Source organism: Veillonella caviae (assembly GCF_003992125.1).
Taxonomy (GTDB): Bacteria; Bacillota; Negativicutes; order Veillonellales; family Veillonellaceae; genus Veillonella; species Veillonella caviae.
Genome location: NZ_RQUY01000034.1, coordinates 1 through 13,336 on the forward strand (window position 1 = coordinate 1; position 13,336 = coordinate 13,336).

The following is a 13,336-nucleotide window of genomic DNA, read 5'->3' on the forward strand; positions in this document are numbered from 1 at the left end:
TGGAATGAGCTACATATGTCTACAAATTTTCCAACTTATTGGGATTAGTCACACACACTTTTTGTCCTATAACCCTAATAAAAGTGATTTTAGTGCTGAAATCTATAAATGGGGTTCTGCGTTATGAATTCGTACAAACAAGTTATAGAAGAGAAAGTAATAAGATTTCTAATATCTTGTAAGCGTTATAAGAAGTCGTTCTTATGTGCAGGTATTATCATGATTATTAGCATAGGTTGGGGTGCTCTTCGTGGAGAAGTTAATGAAGAAAACCATTTACCTACCTTACAGTTAGAACGGGAAACGGAAGATGAGAGCTATCAATACAGTAAAAAGAATGGTGAGAGTGGGGAGGTAGAGATTGTATACGATATAAGTTCATCATTACGAGCACATCCATGGGAAGAAGTATTGACTCGTGATACGAATACCTTAGTTGATGGGGCTATCAAGAGTGTGCATTCTCGGGAAGAAGTATTGCCCCATGATAGTCATATTTTAGTTGATGAACCTATCCAAAAGAAATATAGTGATGAAAATAATAATATCTTGAAGAATCAAGAGCAGGTTAATCAGCCCCCAAAAGTGCAGATTCGCGTAGCAGGAATTATTCAAGGGCCTATACCGTATGCAATAATTGATATGCAACAAACTAGTAAAACTATGAAAATTGGAGATAGTTGGAATGCTATTCGACTCATTAGCATTGGTGAGTATGGCGTATATATAGAACAAGGAGGGGAACTACAATGGCTCGATTTACAAGAATCCTTTTAACTGTCATCATTATGTATATTATGGGGTATATTATGATGATTGTGTGCTCTCCACCTATGGTTATAGCACGACAAGAACTTGTAGATTGGGACAATATGAAACGTGAGCTACCTTATAAAGATAATTATAAAGTTGAAGAACCAGTAGAGGGTAGAGACAATAGGGAAGAAAACATATCTCCTTATGTTATGACTGTACATAAAGCACCGCTTTCATCTGTAGTAGAAGGTATTAGTAAAAGCTATGGATTATCTATTATCGGTGTAGATTCATTGAAAGGTATGGTGAGTGGTACAATTCATGGCGAAACGCCAGAAGCTATGCTTCGATCTTTGGGAAAGCAATATAATTTTAGCATTCATAAGGATAGGGATATTATAAGAGTGAGTATGGTTAGCGAATCGCAGCGTCATATTTCTATTATAGAGCCTGCATTTATACCAGTACAATCTTTAGAAAAGAGTGTGAAAACCATAGTTTCTAGCGATAAAGTATCGACTTTTACAGAAGGTAATATGATGGTTGTATATGGCACAGATGATGAACTGGAAAATGTTAATCAATTAGTACAGTTTATAGATAAAGAGATTAGACAAGTTCGTTTAGAGGTAACAGTGATGGCTATGGAACAGTCTTATAGAAAAGAAACGGGATTGCGATGGTCTTGGCAGAGTATCACGGGTCATGGTGATGATACGACACATAGCTATGGTGCTATTAGTTTTGGTAGAGCACCAAGTGGAGAATCCTATCGTTTTTTTGTAAAGCCTGAATTGAGTTTAATGGAAAGTTCTGGCCGTGCTGTGGTGGTCGCATCGCCATCTATTATGACCGTCAATGGCGATGCGGCTCATATTCTTATCGGTGAACGGATTCCTGTTATTGAAGAATCTATTACTGAAGGTGAGCGAAAACATACAGTGCGTTATGAAGAGGCCGGTATTCGCCTCGATTATACACCTATGATTACAAAACAAAACACTATTGATGCTATCGTTCAAGCTGAAGTGAGTTCGCCCGTACTAGTATCGGAATTGAAAGCTTATAAAATCACAACAAGACAAGCAAAAACAAGAGTACGTATGAAAGATGGAGAAGTATTAATCATTGGTGGGCTCATGGATAACCGCAATCAACGGCAAATGGAGAAAATTCCTATTCTAGGCGATATTCCACTACTAGGTAAATTATTTAGGCATAGCCGAAAGACGAAGGATTCTGTGGAAATGGTCATTTTTGTGAAAGCTACTGTGGTATAATATAGTTTACTAAATGAAACAGGAGGTGACGAATGGAACGCATTCGAGTGATAGGCCTAGGAAAATCATTTGGGGTGCACCAAGTATTTTCCAATGTGTCCTTTGAAATAAAAGAAGGCGATCGAATCGCTTTAGTAGGGCCTAATGGAGCCGGAAAATCTACATTATTAAAATGTATACTCGGTTATGAAGAACTTGATGAAGGCCAAGTTGTTACGTCCCCAGTGGCTAGTATTGGTTATTTACAACAAGATGTCAATTTAGGGGATGATAGTTTAGCTGTAGAAATCGAAAAAGCTTGGGCTGATGTTCATGCGTTAGAAGATAAGTTAGCGGAACTGACGACGTATTTGGAAAACCATGAAGCTAGTGAGGGTGATCTACAGCGACTAGATTACTTACAAAATCGTTTAGAGTGGCTTGGTGGTTATGATTATGAACAGAAAACAAAGCGTATCGTATATGGTTTAGGTTTCACTGATGAAGATTTAGACAAACCAGCTAGTGATTTTTCGGGCGGTCAAAAAACGCGTATTAATTTGGCAAAAGCCCTTGTTAGAAGTCCTGATTTTTTATTCCTTGATGAACCAACAAATCATTTAGACATGGATATGTTAGAGTGGCTTGAAGGGTATTTATCATCGTATCCAGGTGGTATTCTCATCGTTAGTCATGATCGCTATTTTTTAGACCGTATCGTAACGGGGGTTGTTGAATTAGATCATCATAAAGCAATTACGTATAAAGGGAATTACAGCCGTTATATTACGCAACGTGATGAAAGATTAAAATCAGAACTAGCAGCTTATGAAAAACAGCAGGAATATATTAAGAAAACAGAAGAATATATTGATAAATATCGGGCTGGTATAAAATCAAAAATGGCGCGAGGTCGTCAATCACAATTGAATCGATTGGAGCGGTTAGAAGCACCGGAGATTCGAGATACTTTACAATTTTCATTTCCACCAGCTGCTATGAGCGCTGACAAAGTCCTTGTATTAGATCATGTAAGTATTGGCTACTCTTCGGATAGACCTATTATCGATGATGTGTCGACTGTGGTGCGACGTGGTGAGTCCGTGGCGCTCATTGGTGCTAATGGCGCTGGTAAGTCTACATTGGTGAAAACCATTGTAGGTGAACTATTTCCCGTAGATGGTTATATCGATATAGGCAATCGCGTGCAGGTGGGATATTTTTCACAAGAACACGAAGAACTACATAATCAGTGGCAAGTGGTGGATGAAATTAAACATGATTTTAATTTCTCTGAAGAAAAGGCGCGAAATGTGCTAGGTTCATTTTTATTTCGTGGCGATGACGTATTTAAATTAGTTGGTGATTTATCTGGTGGGGAAAGAGCTCGTTTAGCCTTATTAAAGTTATTTTTACAAGGTAATAATTTCCTAATTCTTGATGAACCGACGAACCATTTAGATATCCCTACTAGAGAAATAGTAGAACAAGCGTTGCGTGAATTTGGTGGTACTTGTTTTATTATCTCTCATGATCGGTATTTTTTAGATCAAGTTTCTACGAGAACTTTAGTTTTAGAAGATAAGGGTTTAACAGAATATTTAGGAAATTATTCGTATTATAAAGAAAAAGTTAAAGAGCGAGAAGATTTAGCTGCTCTTCATGAAATAGCTATTGTACAAGAAAAAGAAGCTAGTTCTGGACAACAAAAGCCTGAGCTTTCACGAGATGAGCCGAAGAAGAAAACGAATACGTACATGGTAGAAAAACAATTAAATGAAGTAGAAAGTGAAATCGCTCGATTGGAAGCGACCATGAAAATGTATGAGGTTCAATTGTCTAATCCAGTAGTACAACAAGATGCGGAGGAGATGACATCCTTATCAGTTCAGTTGGAAACAACAGAATCAGAGCTACAAGTGTTGTATGAAAAGTGGGAATCCTTATCAGAACAGTTGGCAGAATAGTTGGTAGAAGAATGCTTATGGGTTGGTATGTTAAGACGTGTGTGAAAATTCTATAGACTATGCAGTCTATATGATTGACAAAGATGAAATATGCCTCATAATATAGATATATATTATTTACTATAATAATGTAATGTATAATGTATAGGTGTGAAGGAAAGGTGTATTATGAAACATTCTATGTTAAAAAAACTAGCCCTTTTAGGTCTAGCTGGTGTGATGGCTATTGCTGCAGGTTGTAGTAATGGTTCTGATAACAGTGCTAATAGCAATGAAGCTAAAATTGCATTGCTTACTACTACAACTGGTGGTGCTGCTGCATATGGTGAATCTATCAAAGCTGGTGCAGAATTGGCGGTTAGTGAAATTAATGCAGATGCTAATGCTGTAAAAATCAACTTGCTCGTAGAAGATACGAAAGGTGATAAAAATGAAGCTATTAATGCGATAAATAAAGTTATTTCTAAAGATAAAGTAGTAGGTGTTATCGGTCCTATGTTATCTGGTGAAATGATGGCAGCAGGTCCTGTTGCGAATAAAAGCAAAGTCGTTGCTTTAGGCACTTCTACAACGGCAGAAGGTATTACTGATATTGGAGATTATATTTTCCGCAATGCTGTACCTGAATCTTTAGCAGTTGATACAGCTATCAAAGAGGCACATAAAACATTGGGATTTAAAACAGCTGCTATTATGTACTCTAACAATAATGATCAAATGGTATCGGTTAATAAAACTGCAGAAAAAGCGTTGAAAGAAGCTGGTGTTCAAATTATTGACACAGAAACATTTGCTGATAAAGATACTGATTTCTCGGCACAATTGACTAAAATCCAACAATTGAAACCAGATGTAATTGTTGTAGCTTCTCTATACCAAGAAGGTGCATTGATTATGAAAAAAATGCGTGAAATGGGTATGAATCAACCTGTTATTGGTTCTAATGGTTTTAATAGCCCTGAGTTTATTAAAATTGCAGGTTCCGCAGCGGATGGTGTCATCGTAGGTACACCTTGGTTCCCTAATAAAGATGACCAAAAAGTACGAGATTTCCGTAAAGCCTATGCAGCAAAATACGGTAAAGAGCCAGATCAATTTGCTGCACAAGCTTATGATGCTGTATATATGTATGAATCAGCTTTGAAAAAATCTGGTTCTACTACGGATCGTGAAAAATTTAGAGAAGCATTGAAAAACATTGCTGATTTTGTTGGTGTAACAGGTCAATTCAAATTCAATGAAAAAGGCGATCCAAACATGGAAGTACAAGTGTTACAAATTAGAAATGGTCAATTTGACGCATTACAAAAATAAAGTGAGGTACTATAGTGTTTTTACAACAATTAGTTAACGGGTTAACCCTCGGTAGCTTATATGCTGTACTCGCTATTGGCTTAACACTTGTGTTTGGCGTTTTAAATATTATCAACATGGCACACGGAGGCATCTTTATGATAGGTGCCTTCGTTGGTCTTTTTATGGTCACTGTTTTTAACGTTAACATTTTTGTTGCCCTTATTGTAGCGATGGCTGTAGGCGCCGTATTAGGTTATGTATTAGAATTTGTGGCATTACGTCCATTACGTAAAAAAAAGGTGTCTCATTTAGCACCACTTATCAGTACTATTGGGGTATCTATATTTATTGAAAGCTTAGCACTGTTGTTATGGGGACCACAAACCAGATCTTTCCCACCTGATTATATCGGTGGTTTAATCGATTTTGGTGCCTTTAAAATTTCAATGGTTCAAATCATTGGCCTTGGAGTATCCATCGTTCTCATGGTGCTTTTAAATTTTGTCATTAAAAAGACAAAAATCGGTAAAGCTATTCGCGCTGTTTCTCTTAGTACTGAAACCGCAGCACTACTCGGTATTAATCCAACAATGGTTATTTCCATTACTGTTATGATTGCATCTGCTTTAGGTGCTGCTGCTGGTGTGCTTGTTGGCTTATCCTTTAATGCTATTGAACCAACAATGGGTGTTATCATTGGATTTAAAGGGTTGGCAGTACTCATTCTAGGTGGTCTGGGCAATATTACGGGCGCCATGGTCGGTGGTTTTATCCTCGGTGTAGCAGAGGTGTTTTCTGTAGCTTATGGTGCGTCTACGTTCCGAGATGCTGTAGCCTTTGGTATGATTATCCTATTATTATTTTGGCGGCCACAGGGTTTATTTGGCTCTAAAGATAAAGGGGGGAGACCATAATGGATTTATTGAACCCATATTATCTACAAATTATCATGTTCTTTATTATTAACGCCATTATGGGTATTTCTATTTACTTTACTTTGGCAAGCGGGCAATTATCGCTGGGGGCAGCAGGATTTATGAGTGTTGGCGCCTATGTAGGGGCATTGCTTTCTTTAAAAGTTGACATGCCTATTATTGTAGGTATTATCGTAGGTGGTTTGGTAGCAGCATTTGTAGCTGTTATTATTGGTTTACCTACTACACGATTAAAAGGTTTATACTTAGCTATTGCAACCCTCGGTTTTGGTGAAGTGGTGCGCGTTATTTTTCTGAATTTAGACATTACTAATGGTGCTTTAGGCTTATCTGGTATTCCATCTATTCCGCAAGAATTAGCAAACTATGCATATGAATTTGATTTTGATGGTTTGTTAGGCCTAGATGCTGTTACTTGGGGGAACTTGATGGCTATTATTGTTTTATTAGCTATTTTAGTTCTTGTTATTGCTTTTTGTGTACGTATTAATAATAGTCGTGTAGGTCGTGCTTTTGCAGCTATTAAAGCAGATGATCATGCTGCAGAATTAATGGGAATTAATGTTGTGTATTATAAAATGATGGCCTTCATTATCGGTGCTTTTATTGCTGGTATTGGCGGTGGCTTGTATGCACATATTACGAATTTTATTAATCCTACAGATTTTAGTTATCACAAAGTTGTTCAGATTTTATTATTCCCAGTATTTGGTGGCTCTAATGTAGTATGGGGTTCTGTGTTAGGTTCCTTTATTCTTACGTTATTGCCAGAAGTATTACGATTCTTATCGGATTACCGCGATATTATTTATGGTGCACTTCTCGTTGTCTTAATGGCAGTACGTCCAGATGGTATTTTGACGGAATCTATGGTAGATAAAATGGCTCGTAAGCTAGGATGTAAAAAAGAGCCGTATATCCCAGAAACACAAGTGTTAACTGAGCGTTTTGAAGCATATAAACGGGCTCAAGAAAAACAAGGTTAGGAGGGTTACAATGCTATTACAACTAAATGAAGTTAGCAAAAGTTTTGGCGGTGTAGCTGCTCTTACAGGTATTACCTTTGGTGTAGAGCAAGGGGAAGTATTTGGTGTTATCGGTCCTAATGGTGCTGGTAAAACTACATTGTTCAATTTGATTACTGGCGTATTTCCCGCTAGTTCTGGAGAAATTGTATTCGACGGTATGTCTGTAGTTGGCTTGAAACCACATAGAACCGTAGAAATGGGGATTGCTCGCACATTCCAAAATATTCGATTATTTGGTAATATGACGGCCTTAGAAACTGTTTTGACTGGCATGCACTGCCGTACTGGTTCTGGTTTTATTTCTAGCTTTTTCCGAACTAAGCGGCAACGTATTGAAGAGGAACGTTGTCGTGGTATCGCCTATGAATTTCTAAAATTAGTAGGATTAGAAGAAGATGCTGAAGAAGTAGCTACTTCTCTACCCTATGGTAAACAGCGTCGTTTAGAAATTGCTAGAGCATTAGCAACACACCCACAATTGATTTTGCTGGATGAGCCTGCAGCGGGGATGAATGATAGTGAAACGGAAGCATTGCGTCAGTTAATTGGCAAAATTCGCGATTTAGGCATTACGGTAGTAGTGATTGAACATGCTATGGAATTAATGATGAATATTTGCGATCGTATGGTAGTATTTAATTTTGGCAAAAAGATTGCAGAAGGTACACCTCAAGAAATTCAAAATAACCCTGCTGTTATCGAAGCGTATTTAGGAAAAGAAGAGGAGTAATATGTTAAAGCTTAATAATATAGTAGCTGGATATGGACATATTACAGCTTTAAAAGATATTTCTTTAGAGGTACCACAAGGCTCTATCGTTTCTTTAATCGGTGCCAATGGCGCGGGAAAATCGACGACTATGAAAACAATCATGGGGCTTGTAAAACCTACTTCTGGTTCTGTTACTTTTGAAGGTAAAGATATTACAGGGGTAAAAACACATAATATCGTAAAATCAGGTATTTCTCTTGTTCCTGAAGGTCGCCAGATTCTACAAGATATGAGTGTATACGAAAATCTTGAAATGGGTGCATATATTCGCAATGATAAAGAAATCGAAGCGGATATAAAAAAGGTATTCAAACGTTTTCCTATTCTCGATGAACGAAGCTATCAATTAGGCGGCACTCTATCTGGTGGTCAACAGCAAATGTTGGCCATTGGTCGAGCTTTGATGGCACGTCCTAAACTGTTACTACTAGATGAACCCTCTATGGGTTTAGCACCACTTGTGGTAAATGAAATCTTTGAAACTATCAAAGAAATAAGTGCGGAAGGAACCACTGTTTTATTAGTAGAGCAAAATGTACGTCAAGCATTAAAAATTGCTGATTATGCATATGTATTAGAAACAGGTAAAATGGTTTTATCAGGACCAGCCGAAGATATTCGACATAATCCTCGCGTTATGGAGGCTTATCTTGGTGGTCGAATAGAATAATAAATTATTAAATTAATATCAAAAGGGGCTGTTATAGAATGCAATATTTCTGTATTCTATACAGCCCTTTGTCCATATATTTAGTAGCCAATATTGGTCATTAAGAAAATCTAGGAAGTTATTCTTGTAGCTTTAGTTTTTACATTATCTAGTATTTTTATTGAAAAAGTACACTATATATAGTATACTAAACAAGTACTAAGATATATATACATTACGTAGATTTCTTAAGAAGTTTATATATAAAAGTATGGTTTTCCATACTTTTTTTATATGTTTTGACTAAATTACCGTTAACAAAAAGGGAGGTTGCCGACATGTTGCAGGTCATCAAAAGGGATGGTACGAAGGTACCTTTTGATAAGCAAAAGATTGCATTAGCTATTGAAAAAGCAGAACATAGTTCTACAGGGCTTTTTGAAGAAGGCTTAGCACAGCGTATTGCTGATGAAATCGAAGAATACGCTGTGAAGCTTCAAAAGGATATGACTATTTATGCTATTGAAGATCAAGTGTATTATAAATTAATTGAATATAAGAATCCTGCAACGGCACGTGCCTATGAAGGTTATAAGGCAGTACAAGCGTTTAAACGCCGTCAAAATACTACGGATGAAGATGTTATCGGTTTATTAAATCGCAGTAATGTGAGTGTATTAGATGAAAATTCTAACAAAGATGCTGCCATCGTATCTACGCAACGAGATTTGATTGCCGGTGAAGTTTCTAAAGATATTGCGCGCCGTAAATTGATTCCCACAGATATTTTGGAAGCTCATGATAGCGGTGCTATTCACTTCCATGATATGGATTATATTATTCAACCTATGTTCAACTGTTGCCTAATCAATTTAGAGGATATGTTGACTAATGGAACCGTTATTAATGGTAAAAAAATTGATACTCCTAAATCTTTCCAAGTAGCGTGTACGGTAACCACCCAAATCATCGCCCAAGTTGCATCTGGTCAATATGGTGGTCAAAGTATTAATGGTATTGACCGTATATTAGCACCATTTGTACGCAAATCTTACGAAAAAATCCTCAATAATGTTATTGAAGAACAAGTTGAGATTTACGATATGGAGCCTAATATGGAAAAGGCTCGCGAAATTGCATGGAAACGAACCCGCAAAGAAGTCAAAGACGGCATCCAAACTATACAATACCAAATCAATACATTAATGACTACAAATGGTCAATCTCCATTTGTCACATTGTTCATGTATTTTAACCCTAATTATGAGTATGCTAAAGAAGCGGCTCTTATTACAGAAGAGATTTTACGTCAACGTATTAAAGGCGTAAAAAATGAAGCCGATGTATATATTACACCAGCATTCCCTAAATTGATTTATGTTCTTGATGAACATAATGTGACACCTGATAGCCCATATTATTATTTAACCGAGTTAGCTGCTCAATGTACAGCAAAACGCATGTATCCTGATTATATTTCGGCTAAGAAAATGAAGGAAAATTACGAAGGTAATGTGTTTAGTCCAATGGGCTGTCGTTCTTTCTTGTCTCCTTGGAAAGATAGTGAAGGTCACTATAAATTTGATGGTCGGTTTAATATGGGCGTTGTGAGTCTCAACTTACCTCAAATAGGTATTTTAGCGCGCGGTGATGAAACTAAATTCTTCGAAATTTTAGACAAGCGTTTGGAATTAGCAGAAAAAGCATTGATGCTTCGATATGAATTATTAAAAGATGTTGTTAGTGATGTATCGCCTATACACTGGCAACATGGTGCTATTGCAAGATTGAAAAAAGGTGAAAAAATTGGCGCCTTTTTAAGAGATGGTTATGCCACAATTTCATTAGGTTACATCGGTATTTACGAAGCTACACGTTTAATTACTGGCGAATCTAATACAGGTGTTCAAGGTCGTGTATTTGCTATGAAAATTATGGACCGCTTAAACGAAGCTATTCAAGATTGGCGCGATAAACATCATTTAGGTTTTGGTTTATATGGCACACCTGCTGAAAGTTTAACAAATCGTTTTTCTTCTTTAGATCGCGCTCGTTTTGGTATCATTGAAGACATTACGGATAAAGGTTATTATACAAATAGCTATCATGTAAATGTACGTGAAGAAATTAATGTATTTGATAAATTCTCTTTCGAGTCAGAATTCCAAAAGAAATCTACTGGTGGGTGCATTTCCTATGCTGAAATTCCTAACATGACAAATAATATTCCCGCAGTATTGACGATGATTCAATATATTTATGATCATATATCTTATGCAGAGTTCAACACAAAGTCGGACTACTGTCACGAATGTGGTTTTGATGGTGAAATTAAGGTTAATGAACATAATGAATGGGAATGTCCTCGTTGCCATAATACAAATCGCGATAAATTAACTGTTATCCGCCGTACATGTGGTTACTTAGGGGAAAACTTCTGGAATGAAGGTCGTACAAAAGAAATCAAAGATAGAGTAATGCACATTTAATTTTATAAGTACTTTTGTTATACTAAAAGCTGTGCCATAGGCACAGCTTTTAGTATATGTATATAAGATTGAAAATATCGAAATCTATATAGAAACAAATAAATACAATACAGCATTACAGGCAGTAATCATTATTATATCCAATAGATAAGTGAGGGGACATGTATGAGATACGGGCAAATTAGACAATATGATATAGCCAATGGAGAAGGTATTCGTACATCTATATTTGTAACAGGTTGTACTCATTGTTGTTACAATTGTTTTAACAAAGAATATCAAGATTTTAATGCTGGTTCTGAATGGACAGATAAGGAAACAGAACTTATTGTATCCTATGTACAAAATCCTAATTGTGCAGGCCTGACACTGCTTGGTGGGGAACCATTCCAAAATGTAGAAGGATTATTGCCTGTTGTAGCTGCTGTACGACTAGCGGCACCGAATAAAAAAATTTGGGCCTATTCTGGCTACACATGGGACGATATCGTAAGTGACCCAATAAGACTTTCATTATTAAAACAAGTAGATATACTGGTAGATGGTCGCTTTGTAGAGGAACTAAAAGATCCAAGTTTACGTTTTAGAGGTTCTTCTAATCAACGCATTATCGATGTGAAATCATCATTAACGGCTGACGAAGTCATATTAGCGATGGATTAACATTTCCTGTATTTGAATAGTAGTGATTTGTATTAATCATAGGGAGTATTTTGTATTTTATGAATACCATGTTTGATAAACGCTTGTTAGGGCTTATTATAATCGTTGGATTTGTGGCTGGTTTGGTAGGTGCTTTTTATACGCATTTGCTTCATTATATTCAGCATGTTATGTACAATTATTCTACTGCTGAAGGCTTAACATTTGGACAAGCCGTGGCTCGTGTAACACCAGAGCATCGAGTAATTGCATTATTAGCTTGTGGACTTGTAGGTGGTATAGGTTGGGTGCTTATTCATCGTTACGGGGAGCCTTTAGTGGATATTAAAAAGGCGGTGCAAGATAGAACTAAAGAGATGCCTCCGTTAAAAACATGTATTCATGCTACTTTACAGATTATCACTGTTGGCATGGGGTCACCATTAGGTCGAGAAGTAGCACCTCGCGAAGCTAGTGCTGGTATTATGAGTGCTCTTTTGAAACATGTGGATATGAAATCTGATGATAAATCATTGATTATTGCTTGTGCTGCCGGTGCTGGTTTGGCATCTGTATATAATTCTCCCTTATCAGCGGCTATTTTTATTCTAGAAACTCTTGTTATTTCCTGGAATGTACGATCTATGAGTGCCGCATTACTATCATGTGGTATTGCTACTTTAGTAGTTCGTCAATCTGGTGTAGGCGATACGATACAGTATACTATGGCTCAGCCACCTTTATATGGTAGTTATCAAGAATTTGCCATCGTTCTAGGCGCTGTTATTGCTATCGGTGTATTATTGTTTGATAAAACACAAGCGTTATTACCAACATTTGATAGAAAAAGCCCTAAAATGATTTTAGTTTCTGTATTAGCTTTTGGCTTCGTCGGTGTTATGGCTATGTTTTACCCTGAAATTTTAGGGAATGGTAAGGCCGGGAATCAGTTGACCTTTACGGATCTTGTGACATGGGATTATGCACTAGGTTTATTAGCTACTAAATGGATTGCTGTTCTATTAGCTCTTATGGCTGGTGCCTATGGTGGTCGGATTACACCATCTATGATGCTAGGTAGCACATTATCGCTGGCTTTTGCTGCGTTGTGGTCTGTTATGGTAAGTCCTGTATCGCTTGGGTTTGCAGCCTTTTTAGGAGCTGTTGTCTTCCTCGGTTTAGCACAAAAAATGCCCATTACGTCTTGTGTGTTCATGCTGGAATTATCACGCTTCTCTGTAGAAATGTTTTTTCCTATAACCCTGGCGATGGGGTCTGCACTTATTGTGCAACAAATTTTGAAAGCTAGATTTTCGCTATAATTTTGCATATAAAAATTTGAAATAAAGTAATAGATGTGAATATAGATATAAAAAAGCCTTCTCACTAACCATTTGATTGGTGAGAAGGCTTTTTTTAGGGTTATAGGACAAAAAGTGTTGGTTTTATAGGCGATGCACTCAGTAAATTACTGAGTGCATCGCCTTTTTAAATTGTTTAGTAATTTTTAAATGGTGGACAAAAGGTGTTGGTAAAAAGTTTG

Annotated in this window: 11 protein-coding genes; all 11 read left to right on the forward strand. The window is 36.9% G+C overall.

The annotated features are described in order from the left end of the window. Positions 1 to 219 precede the first annotated feature (219 nt). The 11 genes from EO120_RS08855 to EO120_RS08905 all read left to right on the forward strand — a co-directional run bounded on the left by EO120_RS08855 (position 220) and on the right by EO120_RS08905 (position 13,115). A complete protein-coding gene (locus EO120_RS08855; protein ID WP_127135110.1) occupies positions 220 to 777 on the forward strand; it encodes a hypothetical protein in 558 nt (185 codons plus the stop codon). Further along, positions 750 to 2,036 (forward strand): type II secretion system protein GspD, encoded by a 1,287-nt coding sequence (locus tag EO120_RS08860; RefSeq protein ID WP_241234932.1) that lies wholly within the window; start codon positions 750 to 752, stop codon positions 2,034 to 2,036. The genes EO120_RS08855 and EO120_RS08860 overlap by 28 nt, the downstream gene beginning before the upstream one ends. Before the next feature lie 32 nt (positions 2,037 to 2,068). Next, on the forward strand, positions 2,069 to 3,982 hold the full coding sequence (abc-f, locus tag EO120_RS08865; protein WP_127135111.1) for a ribosomal protection-like ABC-F family protein: 1,914 nt from the start codon (positions 2,069 to 2,071) through the stop codon (positions 3,980 to 3,982). A gap of 168 nt (positions 3,983 to 4,150) precedes the next feature. Further along, the gene (locus EO120_RS08870) at positions 4,151 to 5,296 is read left to right on the forward strand and encodes an ABC transporter substrate-binding protein (RefSeq protein WP_127135112.1); all 1,146 of its coding nucleotides are present in this window, start codon (positions 4,151 to 4,153) and stop codon (positions 5,294 to 5,296) included. 14 nt (positions 5,297 to 5,310) lie between these two features. Continuing rightward, positions 5,311 to 6,192 carry a branched-chain amino acid ABC transporter permease gene (locus tag EO120_RS08875; protein WP_127135113.1) on the forward strand — a complete coding sequence of 294 codons (882 nt, stop codon included), beginning with the start codon at positions 5,311 to 5,313 and terminating at the stop codon, positions 6,190 to 6,192. After that, complete coding sequence (locus tag EO120_RS08880; protein WP_127135114.1) at positions 6,192 to 7,199, forward strand: branched-chain amino acid ABC transporter permease; 1,008 nt, start codon at positions 6,192 to 6,194, stop codon at positions 7,197 to 7,199. The genes EO120_RS08875 and EO120_RS08880 overlap by 1 nt, the downstream gene beginning before the upstream one ends. Positions 7,200 to 7,209: 10 nt before the next feature. Next, the gene (locus tag EO120_RS08885) at positions 7,210 to 7,971 is read left to right on the forward strand and encodes an ABC transporter ATP-binding protein (RefSeq protein ID WP_127135115.1); all 762 of its coding nucleotides are present in this window, start codon (positions 7,210 to 7,212) and stop codon (positions 7,969 to 7,971) included. A gap of 1 nt (position 7,972) precedes the next feature. Beyond that, positions 7,973 to 8,683, forward strand: coding sequence for an ABC transporter ATP-binding protein (locus EO120_RS08890; protein WP_127135116.1), 711 nt, complete (start codon positions 7,973 to 7,975; stop codon positions 8,681 to 8,683). A gap of 317 nt (positions 8,684 to 9,000) precedes the next feature. Then, entirely contained in the window at positions 9,001 to 11,151 is a 2,151-nt protein-coding gene (nrdD, locus tag EO120_RS08895; protein ID WP_127135117.1) for an anaerobic ribonucleoside-triphosphate reductase, read from the forward strand. Positions 11,152 to 11,316: 165 nt separating this feature from the next. Then, entirely contained in the window at positions 11,317 to 11,814 is a 498-nt protein-coding gene (gene nrdG / locus EO120_RS08900) for an anaerobic ribonucleoside-triphosphate reductase activating protein (RefSeq protein WP_127135118.1), read from the forward strand. A gap of 68 nt (positions 11,815 to 11,882) precedes the next feature. Next, the gene (locus tag EO120_RS08905) at positions 11,883 to 13,115 is read left to right on the forward strand and encodes a chloride channel protein (RefSeq protein ID WP_127135120.1); all 1,233 of its coding nucleotides are present in this window, start codon (positions 11,883 to 11,885) and stop codon (positions 13,113 to 13,115) included. Positions 13,116 to 13,336: the final 221 nt, after the last annotated feature.